This window comes from Agrobacterium tumefaciens, from assembly GCF_005221325.1.
In the GTDB taxonomy this organism is placed as follows: domain Bacteria; phylum Pseudomonadota; class Alphaproteobacteria; order Rhizobiales; family Rhizobiaceae; genus Agrobacterium.
In genome coordinates this window covers 1852244-1878246 of record NZ_CP039889.1, presented here as the reverse complement: position 1 = coordinate 1878246, position 26003 = coordinate 1852244, and the positions used below count along the sequence as shown (strand labels likewise).

25 protein-coding genes are annotated in these 26003 nt (G+C 60.6%); 6 read left to right on the top strand and 19 right to left on the bottom strand.

Annotated elements, in window-relative coordinates; translation table 11 throughout:
• Position 1: 1 nt before the first annotated feature.
• The 3 genes from CFBP5499_RS23580 to CFBP5499_RS23570 all read right to left on the bottom strand — a co-directional run bounded on the left by CFBP5499_RS23580 (position 2) and on the right by CFBP5499_RS23570 (position 3658).
• Positions 2 to 1642: an ABC transporter substrate-binding protein gene (locus CFBP5499_RS23580; protein WP_080827869.1), complete on the bottom strand. Its 1641-nt coding sequence runs from the start codon at positions 1640 to 1642 to the stop codon at positions 2 to 4.
• Positions 1643 to 1691: 49 nt separating this feature from the next.
• Positions 1692 to 2747 carry a dipeptidase gene (locus CFBP5499_RS23575; RefSeq protein WP_080827870.1) on the bottom strand — a complete coding sequence of 352 codons (1056 nt, stop codon included), beginning with the start codon at positions 2745 to 2747 and terminating at the stop codon, positions 1692 to 1694.
• 203 nt (positions 2748 to 2950) lie between these two features.
• A complete protein-coding gene (locus CFBP5499_RS23570) occupies positions 2951 to 3658 on the bottom strand; it encodes a phosphoribosyltransferase (protein WP_080827871.1) in 708 nt (235 codons plus the stop codon).
• A gap of 212 nt (positions 3659 to 3870) precedes the next feature.
• On the opposite strand from CFBP5499_RS23570, the gene CFBP5499_RS23565 reads away from it, so the two are divergent.
• From CFBP5499_RS23565 to CFBP5499_RS23555, 3 genes are all read left to right on the top strand, one after another.
• Entirely contained in the window at positions 3871 to 5043 is a 1173-nt protein-coding gene (locus CFBP5499_RS23565; RefSeq protein ID WP_175416865.1) for a M20 aminoacylase family protein, read from the top strand.
• Positions 5044 to 5267: 224 nt separating this feature from the next.
• Complete coding sequence (locus CFBP5499_RS23560) at positions 5268 to 5729, top strand: hypothetical protein (RefSeq protein WP_130932530.1); 462 nt, start codon at positions 5268 to 5270, stop codon at positions 5727 to 5729.
• A gap of 6 nt (positions 5730 to 5735) precedes the next feature.
• Positions 5736 to 6929 carry a hypothetical protein gene (locus CFBP5499_RS23555; protein WP_080827874.1) on the top strand — a complete coding sequence of 398 codons (1194 nt, stop codon included), beginning with the start codon at positions 5736 to 5738 and terminating at the stop codon, positions 6927 to 6929.
• A gap of 64 nt (positions 6930 to 6993) precedes the next feature.
• Here CFBP5499_RS23555 and CFBP5499_RS23550 read toward each other — a convergent pair whose 3' ends face one another.
• The 8 genes from CFBP5499_RS23550 to CFBP5499_RS23515 form a co-directional block, all read right to left on the bottom strand.
• The gene (locus tag CFBP5499_RS23550; RefSeq protein ID WP_080827875.1) at positions 6994 to 8787 is read right to left on the bottom strand and encodes an adenine deaminase; all 1794 of its coding nucleotides are present in this window, start codon (positions 8785 to 8787) and stop codon (positions 6994 to 6996) included.
• A complete protein-coding gene (locus tag CFBP5499_RS23545) occupies positions 8784 to 9704 on the bottom strand; it encodes a nucleoside hydrolase (RefSeq protein ID WP_080827876.1) in 921 nt (306 codons plus the stop codon). Before CFBP5499_RS23545 ends, CFBP5499_RS23550 begins: the two co-directional genes overlap by 4 nt.
• A 2-nt stretch (positions 9705 to 9706) precedes the next feature.
• Positions 9707 to 10732 carry an ABC transporter ATP-binding protein gene (locus CFBP5499_RS23540; RefSeq protein WP_080827877.1) on the bottom strand — a complete coding sequence of 342 codons (1026 nt, stop codon included), beginning with the start codon at positions 10730 to 10732 and terminating at the stop codon, positions 9707 to 9709.
• Positions 10725 to 11504: an ABC transporter permease gene (locus CFBP5499_RS23535; RefSeq protein WP_006315562.1), complete on the bottom strand. Its 780-nt coding sequence runs from the start codon at positions 11502 to 11504 to the stop codon at positions 10725 to 10727. The genes CFBP5499_RS23540 and CFBP5499_RS23535 overlap by 8 nt, the downstream gene beginning before the upstream one ends.
• Positions 11501 to 12328, bottom strand: a complete 828-nt coding sequence (locus CFBP5499_RS23530; protein WP_080827878.1) for an ABC transporter permease — start codon at positions 12326 to 12328, stop codon at positions 11501 to 11503. The genes CFBP5499_RS23535 and CFBP5499_RS23530 overlap by 4 nt, the downstream gene beginning before the upstream one ends.
• 165 nt (positions 12329 to 12493) lie before the next feature.
• On the bottom strand, positions 12494 to 13516 hold the full coding sequence (locus CFBP5499_RS23525) for an ABC transporter substrate-binding protein (protein ID WP_080827879.1): 1023 nt from the start codon (positions 13514 to 13516) through the stop codon (positions 12494 to 12496).
• Positions 13513 to 14574, bottom strand: a complete 1062-nt coding sequence (locus CFBP5499_RS23520; protein ID WP_080827880.1) for a LacI family DNA-binding transcriptional regulator — start codon at positions 14572 to 14574, stop codon at positions 13513 to 13515. The genes CFBP5499_RS23525 and CFBP5499_RS23520 overlap by 4 nt, the downstream gene beginning before the upstream one ends.
• A 134-nt stretch (positions 14575 to 14708) precedes the next feature.
• Positions 14709 to 15629 carry a LysR family transcriptional regulator gene (locus tag CFBP5499_RS23515; RefSeq protein WP_080827881.1) on the bottom strand — a complete coding sequence of 307 codons (921 nt, stop codon included), beginning with the start codon at positions 15627 to 15629 and terminating at the stop codon, positions 14709 to 14711.
• Positions 15630 to 15725: 96 nt separating this feature from the next.
• Between CFBP5499_RS23515 and CFBP5499_RS23510 the strand changes: the two genes are divergently transcribed.
• From CFBP5499_RS23510 to CFBP5499_RS23505, 3 genes are all read left to right on the top strand, one after another.
• On the top strand, positions 15726 to 16913 hold the full coding sequence (locus CFBP5499_RS23510) for an acyl-CoA dehydrogenase (RefSeq protein WP_080827882.1): 1188 nt from the start codon (positions 15726 to 15728) through the stop codon (positions 16911 to 16913).
• A gap of 81 nt (positions 16914 to 16994) precedes the next feature.
• Positions 16995 to 17135: a hypothetical protein gene (locus CFBP5499_RS30155; protein ID WP_173990039.1), complete on the top strand. Its 141-nt coding sequence runs from the start codon at positions 16995 to 16997 to the stop codon at positions 17133 to 17135.
• 26 nt (positions 17136 to 17161) lie between these two features.
• Positions 17162 to 17890, top strand: a complete 729-nt coding sequence (locus tag CFBP5499_RS23505) for a 4'-phosphopantetheinyl transferase family protein (protein ID WP_080827883.1) — start codon at positions 17162 to 17164, stop codon at positions 17888 to 17890.
• 16 nt (positions 17891 to 17906) lie between these two features.
• Here the strand turns inward: CFBP5499_RS23505 and CFBP5499_RS23500 are convergent, their stop codons facing one another.
• From CFBP5499_RS23500 to CFBP5499_RS23465, 8 genes are all read right to left on the bottom strand, one after another.
• Entirely contained in the window at positions 17907 to 18302 is a 396-nt protein-coding gene (locus CFBP5499_RS23500) for a c-type cytochrome (protein WP_080830111.1), read from the bottom strand.
• Positions 18303 to 18371: 69 nt separating this feature from the next.
• Positions 18372 to 18932 (bottom strand): gluconate 2-dehydrogenase subunit 3 family protein, encoded by a 561-nt coding sequence (locus tag CFBP5499_RS23495; protein ID WP_080827884.1) that lies wholly within the window; start codon positions 18930 to 18932, stop codon positions 18372 to 18374.
• Positions 18932 to 20617 (bottom strand): GMC oxidoreductase, encoded by a 1686-nt coding sequence (locus CFBP5499_RS23490; RefSeq protein WP_080827885.1) that lies wholly within the window; start codon positions 20615 to 20617, stop codon positions 18932 to 18934. The genes CFBP5499_RS23495 and CFBP5499_RS23490 overlap by 1 nt, the downstream gene beginning before the upstream one ends.
• Positions 20618 to 20767: 150 nt before the next feature.
• Positions 20768 to 21622: a sugar phosphate isomerase/epimerase family protein gene (locus tag CFBP5499_RS23485; RefSeq protein ID WP_175416864.1), complete on the bottom strand. Its 855-nt coding sequence runs from the start codon at positions 21620 to 21622 to the stop codon at positions 20768 to 20770.
• A gap of 122 nt (positions 21623 to 21744) precedes the next feature.
• Positions 21745 to 22914, bottom strand: a complete 1170-nt coding sequence (locus tag CFBP5499_RS23480) for a Gfo/Idh/MocA family protein (RefSeq protein WP_080827887.1) — start codon at positions 22912 to 22914, stop codon at positions 21745 to 21747.
• An 11-nt stretch (positions 22915 to 22925) separates the two neighbouring features.
• Positions 22926 to 23975, bottom strand: coding sequence for a sugar phosphate isomerase/epimerase family protein (locus CFBP5499_RS23475; protein WP_080827888.1), 1050 nt, complete (start codon positions 23973 to 23975; stop codon positions 22926 to 22928).
• Positions 23976 to 24008: 33 nt separating this feature from the next.
• On the bottom strand, positions 24009 to 25031 hold the full coding sequence (locus CFBP5499_RS23470) for a LacI family DNA-binding transcriptional regulator (RefSeq protein WP_080827889.1): 1023 nt from the start codon (positions 25029 to 25031) through the stop codon (positions 24009 to 24011).
• A gap of 3 nt (positions 25032 to 25034) precedes the next feature.
• Positions 25035 to 26003 carry an ABC transporter permease gene (locus tag CFBP5499_RS23465; protein WP_080827890.1) on the bottom strand — a complete coding sequence of 323 codons (969 nt, stop codon included), beginning with the start codon at positions 26001 to 26003 and terminating at the stop codon, positions 25035 to 25037.

The following is a 26003-nucleotide window of genomic DNA, read 5'->3' as shown; positions in this document are numbered from 1 at the left end:
ATCATTCCTTGGAGATCGTATAGACGTAGTTGGTGTCGAAGCTCGGTCCGAGTTTCAGGCCCTTGAGCTTGGCGGAATAACCGGCCACTTCCGTCTGCTGGAAGATGATGACGAAGGGACCCTTCGCCAGAACTTCCTTCTGCAGGTTCTGATAGATCGCCGCACGCTTGGCGCTGTCCTTCTCCAGCAGAGCCGACTGGGTTTCCTTGGTCAGGTCAGGAACGTCCCAGGCGTTGCGCCAGGCGAGCGTCTTGTTCTTGCCTTCATCCGAATTGTCGTAGTTGATGGTGAAGGTTTCCGCATTCGAGTTCGGGTCGAAATAGTCCGAACCCCACTGGCCAATGTAGATATCATGCGTGCGGGCGCGATATTTCGTCAGCGTCTGCTTGCCGTCACCCGGAATGATTTCGAGCTTGATGCCGGCCTGCGCCAGCGTCTGCTGCACGCTTTCGGCAATGCCGGTCACCGGCTGCGTGTTGCGCACATCCATGGTCACGGTGAAGCCGTCCTTCAGGCCGGCCTTGGCGAGAAGTTCCTTCGCCTTGGCGACGTCGAGCTTGTAGGGGTTTTCGTCAAGCGCACCCAGCTGGCCCTTCGGAAGGAAGGTCTGGTGGATTTCACCGATACCCTTGATGATCGTCGCGCCGATCGCGTCGTAGTCGACCAGATATTTCAGAGCTTCGACCACTTCCGGCTTCTTCAGGTTCTCGTTCTTCTGGTTGAGGCTGAAGTAATAGACAGTGCCCTTCGGCGCAGAGGTGATAGCAAGGCCTTCCTTCTTGGAAACGGCTTCCATGTCGCCCGGCTCGAGGTTACGGGCAACGTCGATATCGCCGTTTTCAAGCGCCAGGCGCTGGCCCGAGCTTTCCTTCATGTGGCGATAGACGACGCGCTTCAGCTTCGGCTTCTCGCCGTAATAATTCGGGTTGGCTTCCAGAATGACGGCCTCGTTAGCCTTCCAGCCGAGGATCTTGTAGGGGCCGGAACCGGCATAACCGGTTTTCAGGAATTCATTGCCGAAATCCGTGTCGTATTTGTAATCGGCGCTCGGCGTGACCGACTTCGCCTTTTCGGTGACGAGCTTCTTGTCGACCACCGAAGCGACGGTCGCGGTCAGCACGTTCAGCACGAAGCTCGGCGCATAGGGCTTGTCGACCGTGAGCACGAATGTGTTTGCATCCGCAGCCTTGGCTTTCTCGTTAACGTTATCGCCCTTGAGGCCGAACTGTGTCAGCAGGAATGCCGGCGACTTGTCGAGCTTCACGGCACGCTCGAAGGAGAAGGCCACATCATCAGCGGTGACCGGATTGCCGGAGGCGAATTTCAGGCCGGATTTCAGCTTGAACGTATAGGTCAGGCCGTCCTCGGAGGTCGTCCAGCTCTCGGCGAGATCACCGATAACCTTGGAGGTGTCGTCGAGATTGATGGAAACGAGCTTGCTGTAGGTGTTACCGGTGACTTCAGCGGCAGACAGTTCGAATGCTTCGCCCGGGTCGAGCGTGATGATGTCGTCGATGGCGAAACCTTCCACCAGCGTATCGGCCGGCGTGGCGGCAAAAGCGTGCGGTGCGGAAAACATCATCAGCGACAGGGCAGCGCTGGTGCTAAGGATCCGCATGGATTTGTTGAGCGATTTGATCATAGGATCTCCCCTTTTGTTATGAGATTGATTTGGTTCGCTTAAACTGTTTTCAGGCCGCTTCGTGCCAGGCCTGAGACAAAACACGCAGCCAGTTTTCCCGGCATATTTTAGCAAGCTCTCCATCACCGTAGCCTGCCGATTTCAGTGCCGCAACCAGATTGTGGTTGCCGCTGGCATCGGCCACTCCAACGGGCACCGTCGCGCCGTCGAAATCCGATCCGAGGGCCACGCAATCGATGCCCATGCGTTCCACCATATAGTCGATATGGCGAACCATATCGGAGAGCGGCGTATCGGCAATGTCACGCGCATCGGGCCTGAGCATCGTGACGGCATAGTTGAGACCGACGAGCCCGCCGCTCTCTCTGATGGCATCCATCTGCCGGTCGGTGAGATTGCGCGCGACGGGGGTAAGCGCATGCGCGTTGGAATGGCTGGCGATCAGCGGCTGGTTGGTGGTCTTGGCCACATCCCAGAAGCCCTTTTCGGTGATATGCGCGAGATCGATGAGAATACCGAGGCGGTTGCATTCCTTCACCAGCGCGAAACCGGCATCGGTGAGGCCGGGCGCAGTATCGGGCGACATGGGATAGGAAAACGGAACGCCATGGCCGAAAATATTGTGCCGGCTCCAGACCGGGCCGAGCGAGCGCAGGCCGGCGGCATAAAACACCTCCAGCGCATCGAGATCGGCGCCGATCGCCTCGCAGCCTTCCATGTGCAGCACGGCGGCGAAAACATCCTCAGCAAAGGCCTTACGGATGTCGGCCGTGGAGCGGCAGAGCCGCCAGGCACCGGCGCGATCGAGCCGCAGCGCAATCGCCGCCTTTTCCATGGCGATGTCGAGGGAAGGCAGGCGCTCAAGCGGAGAGGCAAGCGGCGTGTCGTAATGGCCCTGTTCGTCCGGTTCCTGCAGGACCAGATCGCCGGAGGGGATATAAATGGCGCAGATGCCACCGCCGAGACCGCCTGCCCGTGCGCGCGGACCATCGATATGACCTTCGCGCGTGCCGTTCTTGAATTCGGCCACGGGATCGGCACCGGCCTTGCTGTTGCGCCACAAACGAAGCAGCACATCATTATGACCGTCAAACACTGCATGCATGGGAAGAAATTCCAGTCATCGGCAAGAACAAAGGGGTGCGGGCAGACGCCGGGATGACACCGCGCGTAAGCAAACCGGCGTTATTCGCCGACCGCTTTTGTCTGTCGGAAGCGATCTTAGGACGATCTCCCGGAGCTCCGCAAGACACAAATTAGGCCCGGTGAAATTATCACCACTTGCCTTTTGCCGGAACTTGCGAAACGTCAAGCGCGCCAGCCGCCTTCCGCTTTTGTCAGCAGCGGCGTGGCAAAAACGCCCCTCACCCGCTCCGGCCATTCCGGCCCGAAAGCGGCGATTTTTTCCCGCCAGCGATCCGATTGCAGCATGGCCGCACCGATGACGGCGGGGCGGATGCCGGAGGCGGCGAGAAGCGAAAGACCTGATAGAATGGAACTGCCACTGGAGATCACATCATCCACCAGCGCCACCCGCCGGCCCTCGATCAAGGGCAGCATGCGCGGATCGATATAAAGCCGTTTTTCCTGCCGGGTGGTGATGGAGGACATCGGCACCGACAGCTCCTCCAGATACCAGAACTTGCGCGAGGTGCCGAGCGGCACGTAACGGGAGTGGCCAAGATGGCGGGCAACGGCGGCGGCGAGCGTCAAGCCCAGCGTCGGCAGGCCGATCACGACATCCGGGCTGAAGGGCGCGAGCCTGGCGGCCAGATCAGCCGCCAGCGCCTCCAGCACCTCGAAGGAGGCCTGATTGACGATGAGCGATGCCAGCGCATGTTCCCCATCCGCAAGCGGCCGGATGGGCAGGCAGATCTGCCTGTTGTCATCCAGTTCCGCCGGAAAGAAGGTGGAATGCGGACCCGCCGTTGCAAAAGTGCCGGGCGGAAGAATGTCCTGCCAGAACTCGTGCGGCACGGCGGGAGACTGGGCGACGGGCGATGCGGATGACGGCATCGGTTTTCCTTTCAGGAGCGGAATGGCGCAAGGCGGATATAGTCTCTCCCGCCGAGCCAACCCCGTTTGGCATAATCGGCATTTCAGCAACCGCAAACATGCGACGGGTTCATTTCATTGGCTTTTTCCGCTAGAACGGAAACAAAGCAACAGGCATTCGGACAAACCCACCTATGACGCGGGTTTTTCCCATATTCAAGGACAAGGTTCCCATGAGACTGCTGGACCGGATCGGCGAGGACCTGCCATTCCTGACGGAGCTTCGTCATGATCTGCACGCACATCCGGAACTCGGTTTCGAGGAGGAAAGAACAAGCGCCATTGTCGCCGATCTGCTCGAGCGCGCCGGGCTGAAGGTGCATCGCGGTCTCGGTGGTACAGGTGTGGTCGGCACGTTGCAGGTGGGTAACGGCACCCGCAGCATCGGCCTGCGGGCCGATATGGATGCGCTTGCCATGCCTGAGGTGCCCGACCGGCCCTATAAATCGAAATTTCCCGGCAAGATGCATGCCTGCGGCCATGACGGTCACACCGCCATGCTGCTGGGCGCTGCACGTTATCTTGCCAAGACCCGCGACTTTTCCGGCACCGTGCATTTCATCTTCCAGCCGGCCGAAGAAGGCCGGGGTGGTGCGAAAAAAATGGTGGAAGACGGGCTTTTCAACCTGTTTCCCTGCGATGCGGTCTATGGCCTGCACAATATGCCGGGGCTTGGGCTTGACGAAATGGCCGTGGTGGAAGGCCCGCAGCTTGCCTCTTCCGACAGCTGGCGCGTCACCTTCAAGGGCATCGGCACCCATGGCGCCAAGCCGCATCTCGGCCGTGACCCCATAACGGCGGCGGGCACCTTTCTCGCCTCGCTGCAAAACATCGTCGGCCGCGTCATCGATCCTTTGCAACCCGCCGTCGTCAGCGCCTGTTCGGTGCAGGCGGGCGACCCGCAGGCGCTCAACGTCATTCCCGATCTCGTTGAAATCGGTGGTACGGCGCGGGCCTATGCGGCAGATGTGCGCAACCAGCTGGAGGCGGAAATCGGCCGGCTGGCGAAGGGCACGGCGGCGATGTTCGGCATCGAGGCGCATTACGAATTCATCCGCCGCATTCCCCCCGTCATCAACGATGCGGACACGACCAAACGGGCGCTGCGCGCCGCAAAGACCGTCTTCGGCACGAAGGCCCGCACCGCCTTCCCGCCCTCGACCGCCGGCGACGACTTCGCCTTCTTCGCCGGCGAAGCCCCCGGCTGCTACGTCTGGCTCGGCAACGGCCCGGCGGTGGATGGCGCGCTGCACCACAACACCTCCTACGACTTCAACGATGCGGCCATCGTGCCCGGCGTCGCGTTCTGGGCGACATTGGTGGAGCAGGAACTGGCGGCGGATTGAAAGTGGCCGTTCCGGCAGAGAAACCGGGACAGCCTTCAAACGTGAAGTCTCCACACAACAATCATTCCGGGGTACCGAAGCACAACAATACTTAAAAATATTGACGTATCCCGATGCACATACATCAATATTCAATGGACCCAACCAATTAATTAGTGTAAATATGCGGAATATTCGCATTTACTATTCAGATTCTGCTCAACAATTTCAAACGGGCAATCATTATGGCAAGACTTGTTGTGCCACAGAGTGCGATCACCGGGCGGTTGGCCTCCGCCAAATCATTGAAAAATCTTCCTCCCGATGACTATCGCGACCGTCTCGTCAAATATATCCCGGCTGAATCCGTCGCGCTCTACGTCGCCGTCGATAAAATGGTCAATTCCCACTATGGGCTGAGCGCGCTGACGACAGACAGCGTCATCTCCACCCAGGCCGTTATCGTTAGCTGGGTCATTCTGGCCCTCGGCATCATCGGTACGCCCATCTATCTTCGTCAACGGAAACTGCCGGGCCAGCCCTGGGTGCTGAATGCCAGCATCTCAACCATCGCTTTCGTGCTCTGGGCCTACACTTTGAGCGGCTCGGTCTTTCTCGTACACGGCTGGTACAGCGTTTTTGCGGCCGGTCTGCTCGCGCCGATCTTCACCTTCGTAGCGGGTTTTTTCGAACCAAGACCGGAGTAAGCAGCCATGCCGACCTATGAGGACTTGCGAGCCTATTTCGACGCTTCCGAAGCCATGACACGACTGGCGCAGGCGGCCTCGGAAATCCCCATCGTGCATGGCTTCACGCTCGACGTGGATCCATTATGGATGCTGCTTTACGACTTGGAAGACGGTGTCTTGCCGGACAGCGAACGCTACCGGTATGAATATCTTCTCGACGGCCGTCCGTTCCGCGACTGGTGGAGGTTGCCCCTCGCCTTTCCCGAGTGGCCATTCCAGACACCTTACCAAGGATACAGGCGCCGTGACCTCAAGCGTGACGTCTCGCTGTGGGCTGCAATCCCCCGCCCCACGAAAAGTGGGCCGGTCGTGATGACTATTGTTTACGGCCCCTTAAAAACTCCGGTAAAGGGCGCGGCTGCGATAGGGGAAGATGACGGCGATATCGCCGCGCTTCGCCAACTGACCACTCTCGTCAACCAAAGCCCCGCCGCCGCCCGCATCGAGGAACGCCCAAGGGCGCGGTTTGCCTTTGCGGGGGGCGACGAAATCACTACCAGCGCCGGTGAAACCGGTACCTATGGCGGGACGCTGACCAACGCGCACAACAAGAAATACGGCATGACCTGCGCCCATGTCGCCGACACCGGCGACGACATTTTCGATGTGTCGGGGAAACGGATCGGTACGGTGATACATCACACCAAGCTCCATCCCCTGCCGGCACAGACGGTCTGCGATCCGGTTGCCCTGCCAGTGCCAAACCCCTATCCCGGCAATAGCGGTTCGGTGAATATGTTCGACTTCTCGCTGATCGAACTTACCGTCGCTCCGGCAGCGTCTTCATTGGCCGGGGTGGCCGCCAGCCTGACATCGGGGCAGAACGTCACGCTCAAGGGCAAAAGCGGTATCTATAAATGCAAGCTCGGCTCGCTGGCGATCAGCTACGCTTTCACGGATGGCAGTTCGACCTATTGTTTTCGCGACCAGATCGAACTCAAGCCGCAGCCGGTCATCCCGATCGGCGGCGCCCTCGGGCATCTCGTCACCCCCATGCCTACGCAGGGCGATTCCGGCGGCTGGGTTTTGACGGATGACGCAACGCCACTCTGGGCCGGCGTGTTTTTCGGTGAGGATGGCAGTCGCGGTTATTTCTCGCGTGCCAGCTGGGCACATGACTGGGCCGAAAAACAAGTTAAAGGCTCCCTCTCCGTTTAAGTTCCGCCCCACGTCTGAACCCACTCGCAGGGGTGGAAAAGAGCCTGCGGCAAATGCCGGGCGTTCACTCCACCACTGCAATCACCGGACTTTCCATCACCTTCCCCGTCAACACATCGGCAATGCCCATATCCGTCTGGTGCGGGCCGATATTGCAGGCGAGCGTGGCGCCGAAGCAGGCCTTGAAGACGAGATAGGGCGGCTGCCATTCCACCACCTTGCCCACGGCTTCGCGCAAGTCCTCGAAAGCCCGCGCCACCTCTTCGAGCGGCGCATCGGATACGAGGCCGGAAAACGGCAGCGGGAGGAGCGCGGTAACCTTGCCCTTAGAAGTGACGGCCATGCCGCCGCCGGTGCCGATCACCGCATTGGCGGCGAGCGCCATGTCTTCTGCATTACCACCGAAGACGGTGAGGTTGTGGCTGTCATGCGAGACGGTGGTGGCGAAGGCGCCGTTCCAGCGTCCCCAGCCGGTGAGGAAGCCGGTTTTTGTGATGGGCTCGGCCTTGCCGTGGCGGTGGGTGACGGAGATCATCGTCGCACCTTCGGGCGGAACCACGAAACCGTCCTTCACATCGGCTTCCGTCTCACCCCATTGCGTGAAACGCGGGCGGTCGATGGTAGCGAGGCGTACCTTCGCACCTTCGGATTTTACCCTGACATCATCGGCCATGCGTGGCGGAAGCTTCATCGAGCCTTCGAGTGCGGTCGTATCGCAGGCGGGAATGTCGACCAGCATGCTGCCGCCTTCTGCAACGGCCCGACCGCTTACGAGCACATGACGGGCGGTAAAACCGCTCAAATCCTCGAAAACGGCGATATCAGCGCGGCGGCCTGCAGCTATGAGGCCAAGATCGGGACGGCCAAGCCTTTGTGCGGCATTCAGCGTAGCGGCGCGCAGCGCCCATTCGGACTTCAGGCCATAACGCACAAGACGGCGCACCACATCATCCAGCCCGCCGCCGTGCAACAGGTCGTCCGGGAAGACATCGTCGGTGCAGAGCGTCACCGTCTGCGGCAGGTGGCCGAGCGTATTCAGCGCCTCCACGAATTCCGGCAGCAGGTGATCGTGCGAACCGCGCAGCTCGATCGTCAGCCCTGCCCTGAGCTTCGCCATCAGGTCTTTGCCCGAGACAAGCTCGTGATCGGAAGAAACGCCCGCCGCCATGAAGGCATTGAGATCGGCATCCTTCAGGCCACGCGCATGGCCGCAGACCAGCTTTTCCGAGGCGAGCCCGGCCTGGACGATGCCGCTCATGCGCGGATCGCGTTCGATGACGCCGCGCATGTTCATGATTTCCGCAATGCCGCCGATTTCCGGCCAGGAGAGGAGATCGGTCAGAATAGCGGCATCGAAATCCGCGCCGCCACGCTCCAGCCCCGGTGCTGACGGCACGCAGGAAGGGGCGAGCAGAATGGCGCGCAGCGGCAGGTTTTCGATCGCCCTCGCCGCCCAGCGCACGCCTTCCACACCGTGCACATTGCCGAATTCATGCGGGTCCCAGACGATTGTGGTGACGCCGCGGGCAACCACCGCCGCCGCATAGGCGGCCGGCGTGATCATCGAGCTTTCGATGTGCATATGCGTGTCGATCAGCCCCGGCGAGACATAGGCCCCGGCCGCGTCGATCACCTGCGCGGCATCCCTGCGGCTTGCCGGTTCGTGCACGCTGGCGATCAGCGCGCCGACGATGCCGATATCGGCAGGGCGAAGCTCGCCCGTCACCACATCCACCAGCGTTCCGCCGGTGATGAGAACATCAAAACGCTGATCACCACGCGCGGCGGCAACCGCACGGGCGCGCAGGGTGTCGTCGTTGAGATCGGCGGGTTCAGCCAGGCGGATTTGCGCACTCATCGGGCGGCCTCCCGGCGCAATGCCTCGAGAACAGCGGACTTCGCGGCTTCCGCATCAACAGTGGCGGCAAACCGGGCGTTAAACCCTGTCACCTTCTCCGCGCGTGTCTCGACCACGGTTCTTCCCCGCGTCAGCGAGGCATGGAGTTCGACATCGATGCGCGCCTGCTGCCAGCCAAGATGATCGGAGATGAAGCCGACTGCGGCGACGGGATCGTAAAGCGCCATGGCAGCCCTACCGCGGCTGGTGGCAATGCCGATGAAACCATCAAGCAGATCGGCAATCAGCCCGGCATTCCTGCCGCCGGCAGTGCGGATCGGCAGCACATCGGCCGGCGAGGCCGTGACCTTGCGGCAGGCATCGAGATCAACCATGCGCAGCGGCAGGCCGTGGGCGAGCACGATGGCCAGCGCCTCGGGATCGGCGAAGGCGTTGAATTCGGCCGATGCCGTGTGGTTGCCGCTGGTGACCCCGCCCCCCATCCAGGTCAGGTCGGAAATTCTGGCGGCAAGATCGGGTCGCGCGAGACACAGGGCGGCGATATTGGTGAGCGGGCCGAGTGCGAGAATGCGCTTTTCGCCTTCCTCCTCCAGCCAGTTGCAGAGTGCGGCAAAGGCATCGCTTTTTGGCAGAGCCGGCGCATCCGGCAGGCTTTGGCCGGCGGTCGGAATGCCGCTTTCACCGAGAATCGACTGCGCGGTTTCGAGTGCGCCAAGCACCGGCATGGCGCGGCCCTGATGGATCGGCATCGACCAGCCGAAGGCAGCAACAGCGCCTGCGGCATTGCCGCAGACGGCGTCCAGGGTCGCATTGCCGAAGACCAGCGAGATGCCATCAATGGTAAGGCCCGCCGATTGCACCACCATGATGGCGGCGATATCGTCAAAGCCCATATCGGTATCGATCCACACGCCCATGGTCAGTTGAACACCTTCAGGCTTGCCGCCTTTTCGACCGGCAGGTCGAAGGCGAGCGTATCACCGATGGCGTGCGCAACAAGGGCGGCGTCGGTTTCCGCCTTGATGGGACCAAGCGGCGTATCGAGCAGATATTCGCGGCTGTTGCCGGCAAAGGATGTGCCGCGCACGGTTCCCTGGAAAGGACCTGAACCAAGGGTTACCATGCGCGGCCGCCAGGCCAGTCCAGATGCTGAAGGGACTGGTCCGGTAAGCGGTATCGTGCCGTTTGCGGTTTTCAGCGCGCCGCTTTCCAGCGCGAAGATGTTTTCAAAGCCGACGAAATCCGCCACGAAAGACGAAACCGGCGCGTTATAAATCTCTTCCGGCGTACCGATCTGCTCAATCTTACCACCCTTCATGACGACAATGCGGTCGGCCAGCGCCAAAGCCTCGATCTGGTCATGGGTGACGAAGATCATCGTCACGCCGGTTTCCTTCTGCACACGCTGCAATTCGGTGCGCATTTCAAGGCGCAGACGGGCATCGAGATTGGAGAGCGGCTCATCGAGCAAGAGCACCTTCGGCTCCATGACCATGGAGCGTGCCAGCGCCACGCGCTGCTGCTGGCCGCCGGAAAGCTCCGCCGGTTTGCGTGATGCGAAATTGGACAAGCCCACCGATTTCAGGCCGGAGGCAACCTTGTCCTCCAGCGCCTTGCCGCTCATGCCTTTGAGCTTGAGGCCGAAGGCAACGTTTTCATAGACCGTCAGATGCGGGAAGAGCGCATAGGACTGGAATACCAACCCGACGGCGCGCTTGTTGGCCGCGACCCGGGTAATATCGGCTCCATCGAGATCGATGCGCCCGCCCGCCACCGGCATCAGCCCGGCAATGGCGCGCATCGTCGTGGTCTTGCCACAGCCGGAGGGCCCGAGAAGGGCGAGCAGCTCGCCCTTGCGGATATCGAGATCGAGATTCTTGACGGCGACATTGCCGCCATAAGCGAGCGAGACTTTGTTGAGCGAAAGGTAATTTGCGTCAGACATAACGGGAGAACCCCAGAAAACGTTCGGCCATGAAGACGATGCCGATGGAAAGGAAGGCGAGCAGCGAAGAAAGCGCTGCAACGGAGGGATCGAAGACGATTTCCATGTAGCCCAACATGTCGATGGGCAGCGTGCGCACGCCGGGACCAGACAAGAACAGCGACACCGGCACCTGGTTGAAACTCGTTACGAAACCGAGAATGAAAGCCGACAGGATACCGCCGCGGATATTGGGCAGCACCACCCGGAAAAACGCGCCAAGCCGCGACGAGCCGAGCAGCACCGCGGCCTCCTCGATATCGGACCGAAGATTGTTGAGGCTGGCTGACACGACCCGCACCGCATAGGGCAGGATGAGCGCGGTGTGGGCGAGAAACAAAGCAAGCGTGATGCCGATGCCGAAGGGCACGACGAAATACCGCAGCAGCGCTAAGCCGACGATGATGCCGGGCACGATGATCGGCGCGGAAACGATGGTGCGCACGGTTTCGGCAAAGGGCAGCTTGTAGCGCGACATGGCGTAGGAGGCCGGGATACCGAGGATGAGCGCCGTGAAGGTGCCGCCGATGGCGAGGAACATCGACATGGCGAAGCTTTCGCGAAAACTTTCGACCGTGAAGACCTTGGCGATCCATTTCAGCGAAAAGCCCTGTGGCGGAAAGGCGAGCGTATCGCCGGCCGAAAACGAGGCCGCAACGATGATGAGGAACGGCCCGATCAGGAAACCGACGACAAGAAGGAGCGTGAGCGGAATGAAGAGCTGCCGGGTCATTTCTTGTTCCTTGCGGTAGCGATGCGCTTCAGCAGGATATTGGCGGCAAAGCTCATGACGATCAGGATGAAGGCGATGACGCTGGCGGCGACGAAGTTATTGGAGACCGTGACCTGCTGGTAAAGCAGGGTTTCAAGCATCAGCACCTTGGAACCGCCGAGAATGGCGGGCGTGATATAGGCCGTCAGCGAACCGGTGAAGACCAGCGTGCCGCCGACGACCAGCCCTTCCTTGGTGAGCGGCAGGATGACCTTCCAGAACACCTGCAACCAGTTGGCGCCGAGCACGCGGGCAGCCGCGATCGTATCCTTCGGCATGTTCTCCAGCGCGCTGATGAGCGAAATGATCATCAGCGGCAGGAACAATTGCAAAAGGCCGATGAAGACAGCCGTTTCGGAAAACAGGATGCGGATCGGCGCATCGCTCAACCCAACCGCCTGCAGCGCCTGGTTGACGATGCCGGTTCTGCCGAGAATGACGATCCACGCATAGGTTCTCGCCACCGGCGAAATCATCAGCGGCAACACGACGAGATTGACCACATGGCCCTTCTTGCCCGGCGACAGGTTGACGATGGCGAAAGCCGCCGCATACCCAACGACCGCCGAGACGACGGTGACGAGCGCACCGAGCTTCAGCGTGCGCAGGAAAACCGTCTGGTTCAGCGGATCGGAAAAGAATGCGGCATAGGCCGACAATGTCCAGCCGTCAGCGGTGCGAAAGCCCTCCGACAGAAGCATGAAGACTGGCACAAGAAAGACCGCCGCCGCGAAAATTGCGGCGGGCAAGGCAAGCGCCAGCGCTTCGGCCCGGTTCTGAAACATGGGTTTATTCCCTGAACGGCCTGAAGGCCGGTTGTTACGGCAGCCGGACGGACCGACCTGCAAAATGGCGGGTGGAAAAGCGGTCAGGGGACGACCGAACCGCTTTTCCCGGAATGGAGCCGTCCTTACGGACGTTTGATGCCCCATTCCAAACGGTGAAAGGAGTTACTGGCCGACCTTGGCGTTCCACTCCGACAGCCACTTGTCGCGGTTATCAAGCGTCACGTCGGACGGAATGAGCTGCAGGCTGCGGGCGGTTTCGTCACCATAGGTGATGTTGTTCGCCACCTCATCGGACACCTTGACCTGTTTGTTGGTCGGGCTATCCACCAGCTTTTCAGCCAGCGCCTTCTGAACGTCGGTCGACAGCCAGAAATCCATGAATTGCAGCGCAAGCTCCTCGTTCTTTCCGCCCTTAGGCACCACGAGCACGTTCATGCCGCCGGTCTGGCCTTCCTTGGGCGTTGCCCAGGCGAGCGGCAGATCAAGCTTGGTGAAAGGCGCCCAGGAGAAGCGGCCGATCGGCGCTGCCCAGATTTCTTCCTGCTGCATGAGCTGCACCAGCTGCGAGGACTTGACGTAGAAGGTGACGATATCGTCCTTCTTCTCACCCACAGCCTCGATGGCGCCAGCAAGATCAGGTGTATCCTTGCCGATGGCCTTGCCCAGCATGTAAAGCGCCGGCGGGCCCTGGTTGGTGGTGACGTTCGGGAAGGCGACGTGGTCGACAATGCCGTCCTTCAAAAGATCGGCCCAGCTGTCGATCTTCATCTTGTCCGTGCGGTAGACGATGGAGGTGGCGTAGAAATTGACGCCGACGCTCATGCCGTCGCCATTCGGATCCTTGGCAATGTCGTAGAGGTTTTCGATATTCGGAACCTTGGACGCGTCGATCTTCTGGATCAGGTCCTTGCGGGTGGCGGAGAGGGCATCGGCCATGGAAACGATGGCGAGATCGACAACCGGATTGGCCTTGTTGGCCTCCATCTTGGCCAGTCGCTCGACGCTGTTACCGGTCTCAACCACCAGCTTGCAGCCGCATTTCTGCTCGAAAGGCGTATAGACCAGTTCCTTGAATTCATCCTGCGCAAAGGCGTAGACGGAAATCGTCAGCGTCTTGTCCTGCGCCTGCGCCGCTCCCATCGTCAGCATCAGGGCGGTGCCCGATGCAAAAATGATTTTTTTCATGGTGTGAGTTCTCCTGCTGTCGTTTTTTTGGCTTCAATCGCATCATGCTTTGTCTTGCCGGTGGAACCGCGCATGATCAGCGCCATCGGTACTTTCGAGACTTCCGCGGTCACTTCGCCCGCGATGCCGTTTTCGCCCGCGCTGTCGATGGCGCGCAGCAACGCTCCAACCGCCAGATCGGCGATGCGGCCCATGTCCATGCGCATGGTCGTGAGCGGCGGGGTGACGACGGCGGAAAAGATGAGATCGTCAAAGCCGGTGACACTTGCCTCTTCCGGCACCTCGATGCCCTCGCGCTGCAATTCGGTCAGCGCCCGCAGGGCATGCAGATCGGAAACGGCGGCAAAGGCGGTAAAACCATCCGCCACCAGATCGGCAAGCCCCAACCGGCAGCCCGCCCCGTCAGCCTCTTCGATGCTGTCGATCCAGAGCGTCCGGGTCACGCAGACCTTGCCGAGACCATCCCGAATGCCGCCGAGACGGTCGTTCTGCACGTTGGAATCCCGGTTTTTGCCCACCAACACCACCTTGCGGTGGCCAAGGCTTGCCAGATAGTCACCCACCTGCCGGCCGCCATCCCAATGGTCGGCGGCGACAGTATTGCCTGGTGTCGAAGGGCTGTCGATGACGGCAACCGGGCAATCGACGTCTGAGATACGCGTGCCGCGACGGGGAACAATCACCATGCCATCCACCCCGCGCTCGATCAGCCGATTGATGGCGTCCGTCTGCATGGCGATCTCGCCGCGCGCATCGGCAATCAGCACGCCGTAGCCGGCGGAGACAGCCGCCTTTTCAATGGCCTGGGCAATCTGCGGGAAGAGAGGGTTGGCGATATCGGGCAGTACCAGCCCCAGAACGCCCGATCTGCCGGTGCGCAGCGCCCTGCCCGCCGAACTCGGCACATAACCCAGTTCGCTGGCCGTCCTGCGGATACGCTCCACCAGATCAGGTGAAACGCGGCCCTTGCCGGAGAGTGCATTAGACACCGTTGCCACCGACACGCCGAGTGCCGCTGCTATCGCGCTCAGATTGGTGGCAGGCCGTGACGACGCCATGGATGGTCCGGAAGGGCTGATTAAACGTTTAATCATGATAAGCGAGGCGCGGGCCGCTGTCGAGTCCTTCGCCGGCGAAATGCGGCGAAAAGCTGGGCACAAGGGTTAAATGCCCGAAAAAAGAGCGATTATTTTTACAAGGCCTGGGTGCTGGCTGCGCGATAAGCCTCCACCTGCCGCACCAGCCAGTCACGAAACAGCACGACCGGGGCGTGATTGGCACGCGAAAGCGGCGCCACCGCATAATAGGAACTGGGGCTTCGTGCCTGATGATCGAAGGCCTTCACCAGCTGGCGGGACTTCAGTTCATTATCGATCAGGAACAGCGGCATCAGCGCCACGCCAAGCCCGGCGATACAGGCCTGCGCCACGCTGGAAAATTGTTCGAAACGCATGCCCTGTGGCAGCGCGAGTGACAGGCCGAGACTTTCGAACCAGTGACCCCATGCTCCCGGCCGCGACGCCATATGCAGCAGAGGCAGGGCGGCGATATCCTCCCCCTTTTCCACCGGGTGGGCGCTGAGGAATTGCGGGCTGCAGACCGGCGCGACCATTTCATGCATGAGAAAGGTGCTTTCAGCCCCCGGCCAGTCGGCCTGGCCGATATGGATCGCCATATCCAGCTGCTCACGCTCAAAGTCGAACTGGCCGATGCGGGTGGCGAAATTGATGGTGATTTCCGGATGGTTCGCCACGAAATCCGGGATACGCGGCAGAAGCCAGCGGGTGCCGAAGGTGGGCAGCATCGCGAGGTTCAGCGTATTGCCATGCGTTTTGGTCATGATCTGCAGCGAGGCGGAGCGTATCTCGCCAAGCGCCGAGGCGATGGATTTCGCATAAGCACGGCCTTCGGTCGTCAGCGCCACGCCGCGCGCGCCGCGCTCGAAAAGCCGCACGCCAAGCTGTTCTTCCAATGACATAACCTGCCGGCTGATCGCCCCCTGTGTCAGCGCCAGCTCATCGGCCGCAGCTGAAAAGCTACCGAGCCTGGCAACGGAATCGAAAGCGGCGAGCGCGCTGGTGGATGGCAGGAGTTTACGGCGGAGAGACGTCATGACCTATTACTATAGGTAATGCAAAAATGAGTAAACATGGCTTGTGCGCATGGGCTGGGATAAGAATAATCCGGCCAGCAAATCCGGAGGCATAAAGTGAGCGAACGCGCAGCATTCAATTGGCAGGACCCTTTTCTGCTGGAAGACCAACTGACCGATGACGAGCGGATGATCCGCGACAGCGCCGAGGCCTTCGGCAAATCGGAACTTTTGCCGCGCATCTCGGAAGCCTATCTTTCCGAAACCACCGAACCGGAACTCTTCCGCCTGATGGGCCGCACGGGTCTGCTTGGCGTCACCCTGCCGGAAGAATATGGCGCGGCCAATGCCAGCTACGTGGCCTATGGTCTCGTCGCCCGCGAAGTGGAGCGGATCGACAGCGGTTACCGCTCGATGATGAGCGTGCAGTCCTCGCTCGTCATTCACCCGATCTTCGCTCACGGCTCGGACGAACAGAAGAAGAAATACCTGCCGGGCCTCGTTTCCGGCGAACTGATCGGCTGTTTCGGCCTCACCGAGCCGGACGCCGGCTCCGATCCGGGCGGCATGAAAACCCGCGCCGAAAAGATCGCAGGCGGATATCGCCTGCGCGGCTCGAAGATGTGGATTTCCAACGCGCCGATCGCCGATGTCTTCGTCGTCTGGGCGAAATCGGAAGCTCATGACAATGAGATCAGGGGTTTCGTGCTGGAAAAGGGTATGAAGGGTCTTTCCGCCCCGAAGATCGGCGGCAAGCTTTCGCTGCGCGCCTCTATTACGGGCGAAATCGTCATGGATGGCGTTGAAGTCGGCGAAGACGCGCTGCTGCCCAATGTTTCCGGCCTCAAAGGCCCGTTCGGCTGCCTCAACCGCGCCCGCTATGGCATTTCCTGGGGCGTGATGGGTGCCGCTGAGGATTGCTGGTTCCGTGCCCGGCAATATGGCCTCGACCGCAAGCAGTTCGGCAAGCCGCTCGCTGGCACGCAGCTTTACCAGAAGAAGCTTGCCGACATGCAGACCGAAATCGCGCTCGGCCTTCAGGCATCGCTGCGCGTCGGCCGGCTGATGGATGAACATAAGATGGCCCCGGAAATGATATCCATCGTCAAGCGCAACAATTGCGGCAAGGCTCTGGATATCGCCCGTCAGGCCCGCGACATGCATGGCGGCAACGGCATCCAGATCGAATACCACGTCATGCGCCACGCGCAGAACCTCGAGACGGTCAATACCTATGAGGGCACGCATGACGTCCACGCGCTGATCCTCGGCCGGGCGCAGACCGGCATTCAGGCGTTTTTCTGAGGCTTCCTCCGCATCGTTTACACCACGAAAAAAAAAGGCCTTCGAAGACCGCTTCGAAGGCCTTTTGTTTTTCGAGTTCGGATGCCGACGTTCCAAGCACTTGGCGAGGGGATTGCAAGACCGGATGATATGACCGATAGGATGCTGTTTCTCGCCTCCCGTCATGCCAGCCAGGTGATGATTCACCAGATCACGGTTGACGAGGCGATGCTCCCGGCCTGACCCGGCCGGTGAAACAAGGGGAGGTTATGGCGATCGTGCCGGCATCTTATCACGAAACCGCTTTCTACGATGCACCGGAGGCCGTCTGGCCCTGGCCGGATAACAGCGGCGAATGCCATTGCCTCACCCTTCGCTATAGCCCCGACGACGAACCCAGTGCCGATATGGCCGCTTCCCTGCCGCCGCAGCTTCTGCGGGCGGTGCCCAAACGCAAGGCGGAGTTTCTGGCGGGACGCAAATGCGCGGCGGAAGCCATACGCCGTCTCACCGGGCAGGCAATATTTCCCGGGATGGGCGAAGACCGTGCGCCGATCTGGCCTGAAGGCGTGGTCGGCGCGATTTCCCACAGCGGTGACCGGGCGATCGCCCTTGCCGGCGCAGGCAGCAGGTTTCTCGGCATCGGCATCGATATCGAGAAGCTGTTGAGCGAAGAGGAAGCCGCCGATATCGCCACGCAGGCCTTGACGGCACATGAGCTTTACAGCCTCGGCACCGGTATCGATCCGTTCATGACCGGGCTGATTTTTTCGGCGAAGGAGAGCCTGTTCAAGGCGCTTTATCCCACTGTCAGACGGCTTTTCTTTTTCGAGGTGGCGGAATTATCCGCTTACGATGAGGAGGGTTCAGGAACCCTGCGGTTGACCGCCGACCTGGACGGCGGATGGCGCAAGGGAACAGAGGTTCCCTTCCGCTTTGGCCATTTCGAAGGCTTTCTGCTCACCCGTATCCTTCTCCCGCCAAGGGACGCGCCATGACCAGACAGCCCGCCGCTCACTCAGCCGGTTTCGAAGCAGCGCTTTCGATATAGGCGATGAGATTGTCCAGATCTTCCGGCTTGCTGATGCCAGCCAGCGCCATCTTGTTTCCGGGTATTTTCTTTTTTGGCGCGCTCAGAAAATTCCGCAATTCTTCCGGCGTCCAGACGAGTCCGTCCTCACCCGCTTTTTTCATCGCGCCCGAATAAGTATAATCAGGCACGCCGCCCGCTGCGCGGCCGATGATGCCGTTAAGCTGCGGACCGACCCTGTTTTTGGCGCCCTCACCGATGGCATGACAGGCGGAACAGCGCTTGAAGACCGCTTCCCCTTTGGCAACATCGCCCTGCGAAAGAGCGGGAATGGCGCTTGCGGTCAGCATTGCCGCCGCGATGATTGATATATTACGCATCATGTCATCCTTGTCTTGCCGCATGAATGCGGCCCGCCCGCAAATGTGGACGGGCCAGTGGTTCTCTGTTCAGGTCGTGCCCCAGGCAGGCGTGCCCTTCTTGTAGGGAACGCGGTCTTCGAAACCTCCGGGAATCTCGTCGTAAACGAGAACTTCCGTCGCACCGATCTTCGAGGTGAAGAAACCCAGCAGCGTCAGCTGCTTGACGAGGGTAAAGGAATGCGGCTTTGTCGGCGTCTGTTCCGCCTTGGCCTGCTTGTCCAGCGCGGAAAGCAGCCCCTGCCGCTGCTCAGCCGTCAAATCCAGAAAACCTTTTTTGTGGTCGGTCTGACTGCGCTTCTCGATTTCAGGGATTGCCGAAAGGAAGAGCGTCCGCTGCTCGTCGGTGTAACAATCGGCGGCATAGACGGCCATGAATGCACCCACTTCAGCATCCTTCGCACCCGGCGTGGATGTGCGGGGAATGATGGTTTCCGCCACCTCGTCCAGAAACCGGATTTCCTCCGGGCTGAACACATGGGCAGCGCCGGTGGGCTTGGCAGCGTTTTCGGCGGCCGTCAGGACATCCGCGCCGATCAGCGGAAGGCCGGTGGCAATGGCTATCAGTTTCAGTAGTTCGCGTCTGTTCATCACAGGTTCCCCTTCTTGCGTTCGGAAACGGCAAAATCGGCCGCACGCGCCGTCAGCGCCATGTAGGTCAAGGACGGGTTGACGCAGGAGGCCGAGGTCATGCAGGCGCCGTCCGTGACAAAGACGTTCTGTGCATCCCATACCTGATTGTTGCCGTTGAGGACGGAGGTTTTCGGGTCGCGCCCCATGCGGGCCGTTCCCATTTCATGAATGCCCATGCCCGGCGCATAGCTGCCCCGCGCGGGCTTGACGTTCTTGATGCCGACCGCCTCGAACATCTCGACGGCGTCATTGACCATGTCTTCGCGCATGTCGAGTTCGTTCTGCTTCATCTCGACATTCATGGAGAGGACCGGAAGGCCCCATTTGTCCTTTTTCTCATGATCGAGCTTCACGCGATTGTCGTGATAGGGCAGCATTTCACCGAAGGCGGTCATGCCGATGGTCCAGCCGCCGGGCTCGGTCAGCGCTTCCTTGTAGTCGGCACCGATATTGAGTTCGGCGATCTCCCGCTCCCAGCGCGAACGGCTGGCGGAGCCCTGATACCCGAAACCGCGCAGATATTTGCGCTTGTCGTCGCCGGTATTGCGGAAACGCGGAATATAGAAACCCGCCGGGCGGCGGCCCTTGAAGTAGAAGTCCTCGAAACCTTCCACCTGGCCGGTGGCGCCCATGCGGAAATGGTGGTCCATCACGTTATGGCCGAGTTCGCCCGAACTGCTGCCGAGCCCGCCTTCCCAGACATCGGTCGCCGAATTCATCAGCACCCATGTCGAGTTCAGGGTCGAGGCGTTGAGGAAGATGATGTCGGCGGTATATTCATAGGTGAGGTTCGTCTCGGCATCGATGATCTCGACACCGCGCGCTTTCTTCTTATCCTTGTCGTAGAGGATTTCCTTGACGATGGAAAAAGGCCGCAAAGTGAGATTGCCGGTGGCGACTGCCGCAGGCAGGGTCGAGGCTTGCGTGCTGAAATAGCCGCCGAAGGGACAGCCCAGCCGACACTTGTTGCGGAACTGACAGCGCGTGCGGTCCTGATCGGGAAGTTCCTGCGTGATGTTGGCGCAGCGTGAATTGATGAGGTGGCGCTTACCCTTGAACGCCTTCTTCAGCCTGCTGGCCACATCCTGCTCGACAAAATTAAGCGGAATGGGCGGCAGGAATTCGCCGTCGGGCAGAATATCCAGCCCCTCGCGGCTGCCGGAAATGCCGGCAAAACGCTCGACATAATCATACCACGGAGAAACGTCCTCATAGCGGATCGGCCAGTCGACGGCGATGCCGTCTTTCGCATTGGCCTCGAAATCGGTCTGCGACCAGCGATAGGTCTGGCGTCCCCACAGCAGCGAGCGGCCACCGACATGATAACCACGGAACCAGTCGAAACGCTTTTCCTCGACATAGGGCGTTTCCTGCTCATTGGCCCACATGCCGAGGGTCGCCTCTTCCAGCAGGTAATCGCGGCTGAGGACGGGATATTTCGCCTTCATTTCCTGCGTGGCGCGGTTGCGGTGGGGGTAATCCCAGGCTTCCTTGTCGGCATTCTGATAATCGGTAACGTGCTCGATATTGCGGCCACGCTCCAGCATCAGGACCTTCAGGCCCTTTTGCGTGAGTTCCTTCGCGGCCCAGCCTCCACTGATGCCTGAGCCGACAACAATCGCATCATAATGATTGTCTGCCATGATAACTCCTCCGAGTGGTCTTTGGGAAAAACTCGACGAGACGAAGCGCTTCCCGTCGCAATGCGGCGGAAACTGGATATGCGTCTGTCGAACCTCATGCGCCCCGGCGAAACCCGCCGCCGGGGAGCGGTTCTGGTTTACTGGCAGTGTTTACTGAATGGTCGGGAGGCGCTCATTGAGGAACGCGTTACCCTTGGTCAGCACCGCTTCGGCATCGAGCGGAAGATCGTGCTCAAGGATGAACCATTTTGCGCCAGCCTGTTTGGCCGCCGGCAGGATCGTTTTCCAGTCGAGCGTACCGGTGCCGAGTGTGGCAAAACCCCGCTCGTTTTCCGCCGTGCCGGCAGGTGCGTTGTCCTTGGCGTGGATGGCAAAGACCTTGCCCTTCAAGGTGCCGAGGAATTCGGCCGGATCATTGCCGCTGCGCGCCACCCAGGCGACATCGACTTCGGCGTGCAATTTCGGACCGGCGGCATCGAGTAGCAACTCAAGCGCCGTCTTGCCGTCGAACTTGACCATTTCAAAATCGTGGTTGTGATAGGCCATGGAGAGGCCTGCCGCGGAAAGCTTGTCCGCGTAACCACCAAGCTCCTTGCCAAAGGCGGTCCAGCCAGCGGCATCCTTCGGGCGGTCTTCCGGCTTCAGGAACGGCACGGTCACGACAGGATTGCCGACGGCCTTCTGTTCGGTGATGACCTCATCGAGGTTGCCGCGCAGCTTGTCGATCGGCACATGCGAGGAAATGACCCTGATCTTGTGCTTTTCCAGCAGCGCGTTCAGCTCGCTGGCGCTGACCTTCTGCAAATCCACCGTTTCCACGGCCGAAACGCCGGCGCGGTTGAGAATGGTCAGCTGCTCCTCAAGCGTTCCGGAATTGCGCAGCGTGAACATCTGCGCGGCAATCGGCAGCGTCTTGCTGTCCTCGGCAAAAACCGGATTTGCGAAACCGGCCGCCAGTCCGACGACGAATGCCATGCCTGCAAGTTTTGACTTGAACGTTTTCAAACGCGTAACTCCCTTTCCGTTTGATCAATCTGACGACACGCCCGCCATTGCCGGTCTCATGAACCGGGTCATGCCGGGCACAGCCTCAACTGCCCGCGCCGTCTCCTCCGATGGGCTGCGACCTAGATGTCGATCCCGACCCAGGTCGAGGTCTGGCTGGAGCGAACGGCCGCATCGATGAATGCGAGACCCGCAAGGCCGTCCTCCATGCCGGGGTAAATCACCTCCCCGGCGACTGTCTTTCCCTCCCTCTTTGCGATGATTGCATCTGCGGCTTCGCGGTAGATCGTCGCAAAACCCTCGAGATATCCTTCCGGGTGCCCTGACGGCACACGGCTGACACGGTTGGCGGCGGCACCTGCCCCCGCGCCGTTGCGGGTGATAAGCCGCTTCGGTTCGCCATAGGGCGTAAACCACAGCTCGTCCGGCACCCGGTGGTGCCATTCAAGTCCGCCCTTGTCGCCATAGACCCGGAGCGACAGCGCGTTTTCGTTGCCGACCGCGATCTGGCTCGCCCAGAGCATGCCCTTGGCGCCGCTTTCGTAACGCAACAGAATATTGGCGCTGTCATCCAGCTGCCGGCCCGGCACGAAGGACGTGAGATCCGCATAAAGGCTTGTCGGGATTTCGCCCGTGACGAAGGCAGCGGCATTGAAGGCATGGGTGCCGATATCGCCGATTGCCCCGCCGGCGCCGGAGCGGCTGGGGTCGGTGCGCCATTCCGCACCCTTTGCACCCGTCTTTTCGACGGCTTCCGTCAGCCAGTCCTGTGCATATTCGGCCTGAACGTGGCGCAGCTTGCCGATGGATCCATCAGCGATCATCTCGCGCATCTGCCGCAGCATCGCGTAGCCGGTGTAATTATGCGTCAGGATGAACAGGCTGTCGGACGCCCTGACGATCTCGGCCAGCGCCTTCGCCTCTTCCAGCGTCGCGGTCACCGGCTTGTCGCAGATGACGTGGATGCCGGCGTCGAGAAATGCCTTGGACGGGGCAAAATGCAGGTGATTGGGGGTGACGATGGCGACCGCCTCGATACCGTCTTCACGGCCGGATTCTGCCGCCGCCATCTCCTCGAACGACGCATAGGACCGCTCCGGCGCAATGCCAAGCAGGGTCGCCGAAGCGGCCGCACGCGCGGGATCGGAGGAAAGCGCGCCGGCCACCAGCTCGTAACGGTCATCCAGCCGGGCCGCGATGCGGTGCACCGCGCCAATGAAGGCGCCCTGACCGCCGCCGACCATGCCGAGACGGATGCGACGGCTATCGAATTTTGCTGTTTTGGGAGACATGGGATTTCCTTTCAGAGACCGAGAAGGCGACGGTTGGCGGCATCATCGACACCGCTTTTGGCGAAATCGTCGAAAGCCCGCTCGGTCACGCGGATGATGTGGTTTTGAATGAAGCCTGCACCCTCACGCGCGCCGTCTTCCGGGTGTTTCAGTGCGCATTCCCACTCCAGCACTGCCCAGCCGTCGAAGTCATATTGGGTGAGCTTGGAAAACACCGCGCCGAAATCAACATGCCCGTCGCCGAGCGACCGGAAACGGCCCGGCCGGTCCACCCAGCTCTGATAACCGCCATAAACGCCGGAACGGCCAGTCGGATTGAACTCGGCATCCTTGACGTGAAAGGCACGGATACGCTCGTGGTAAACGTCGATGAAACCGAGATAATCCATCGCCTGCAGCACGAAATGCGAGGGATCGTAGAGCAGGTTGGCACGCGGGTGGTTACCGGTAGCTTCGAGAAAGCGCTCGAAGGTGATGCCGTCATGCAGGTCCTCACCCGGATGAAGCTCATAACAGAGGTCAACGCCATTCTCCCCGAAGGTATCGAGAATGGGTGTCCAGCGCTTGCCGAGCTCGGCAAAGGCCATTTCGACAAGGCCTGCCGGGCGCTGCGGCCACGGGTAAACGAACGGCCAGGCCAGCGCGCCTGAGAAAGTCGCATGACTCTTGAGGCCAAGATGCTGCGAGGCTTTCGCCGCACATTTCAGCTGAGTGACGGCCCATTCCTGCCGCGCCTGCGGTTTGCCGCGCAGCTCTGCCGGCGCAAAACCGTCGAACATCTCGTCATAGGCCGGGTGAACGGCAACAAGCTGGCCCTGAATATGGGTCGAAAGCTCGGTGATCTCGATACCCATCTCGGCGAGGCGGCCTTTGATGTCGTCGCAATAGGTCTTGGACGCAGCGGCTTTTTCGAGATCGAAGAGTTTGGGATCGGTCGGCACCTGAATGCCCTTGTAACCGAGGGAATCCGCCCATTGGCCGAGATTGTCGAGCGTGTCGAAGGGGGCCTTGTCCCCGACAAATTGCGCGAGGAAAATCGCGGGGCCTTTGATCGTCTTCATGTCCTTGCACTCCTTGCATTCACAGTCTGGCCGCTACCGATGCGGCGGGCGGCAGGGCGCGACCGAGCCGCGCACCACGAGTTCCGTATCCAGCACGATGGTTTCGGCCGTGCGTTTGCCGTTAAGCCGGTCCACCATCAGCGCCATGGCCTTACGGCCCATCTCCTGCCGGGGTTGGCGCACCGTCGTCAGCGGCGGTTCGAAGGCGTTGGCGAAAATGATGTCGTCGAAGCCGATGACGGAGACATCGGCCGGAACCGACAAGCCCCTGCCCCGCAACTCGCTGATCGCGCCAATCGCCATCTGGTCGCTCGATGCGAAGATCGCGGTGAAGGCGATGCCACCTTCGAGAAGGCCTGTAATCGCCTGACGACCGGCCTCGATGCTGTAATCGCCCGTCACCACCAGTTCATCGGTGTAAGGAATGCCAGCCTCGGCAAGCGCTGCGCGGTAACCGTCGAAACGCTCCTGCGCCAGACTTTCGGGCACGGGGCCGGCCAGATGCACGATCCTTTGATGTCCCGCCTCGATGAGGTGGCGCATGGCGTTGATGGAGGCGGCGCGGTTATCCACCTTGACGGTGGGCAGCGCGAGGCCGGGCACGGTTTCCGAAGCGATGACGATCGGCGGCAGCACATCGCCCTGATCGAGAAGCTCGGACGGGAACTGGCCGGTCATCAGGATGAGGCCATCGGCATGTTTTTGCCTGACCATATCGATGTGGGTCGCCACGCGGTTCTCGTCGTTGCGGGCATCGCCCATCAGCACCTTGAAGCCCGCTTCACCAGCCGCTTCCTCGACGCCCTTGTAGATTTCGAGATAAAACGGGTTGCCGATATCGCGAACGAGAAGGATGACGGTGTTGTTGGATTGACGCCGGAAGCTTGCCGCCTGGGCGTTGGGGACGAAGTTCGCCTGCCGCACGGCGTCGAAAACCTTCTTTCGGGTTTCCGGGCGAACCTTGTCGGGTTGTTGCAGCGCCCGCGATACGGTCGCGATGGAAACGCCCGCGAGAGCTGCAACTTCTCTGATATTCGAACCTTGGTCTTTGCTCATCTGTCACACACGCAACTGCTTTTGGCGGCCATAAAGCAGCATCAGCGCTAGCAACGTGACACCGAATATGATCTGCCGTGCCCATACATCGAGGTTGAGCGTTATCAGTACGCTTTGCAGAATGGTGAGCGCAACTGCCCCGGCCATGGTTCCGACATATCCGCCCGCACCGCCGGCAAGCGAAGTGCCGCCGATGACAACAGCGATGATCGACGGAAGCACATATTGGTCACCGACTGAGATGAAAGAGGTGCCGGTATAACCGATGACGCAGACCCCGGTCAGCCCGGCAAACAGGCCGGAGAGACCATAGAGCAACGTGCGGATCAGGGAGACCGGCAAACCGGTGAGCGTTGCCGCCCGTTCGTTGGAGCCGATGGCATAGATGGCGAAACCGAAGGCCGTGCGGCGCAGCACGAACAGCATGATCGCGGCGATGCCCAGCCAGACGAAGAGCACGCCGGGAATACCGAAGATGAGCGGACGGTTGATGAATCCCGCCAGCAGGGGTGCCGCCGCACCTGATGGAACGCCCTGCGAATAGACCACCAGCCCGCCCTGAATGACCGCCGTCATGCCGAGCGTCATGACCAGCGGCGGAATGCGCACGAAGGTGATGCCGAGGCCGTTGATGAGGCCGATCAGGAAGGGAATGCCGCCGGCAACGAGAATGGCAAGCGGAATGCCGGCATTCTGGCCGTTCATCATATTACCGGCAAGAACGGCACCAAGCGAGATCATCGCGCCGACGGAAAGATCGATGCCTTCGCGCCCACCGAGGATGACGAGGTTCTGGCCCGCCGCGACAATGCCGAGAATGGCGGCAATCGTCAGCAGCCGCACGATCTGCGAGCCCTGCGCAAAGCCGGGCGACAATAATTCGCCGACCAGCAGCAGGAAGGCTGATGCGCCAATGGCAATGGTCAGGGGATCGGTGATGATGGTTTTGAGTTGCAAGCCGGGATTGGTCAT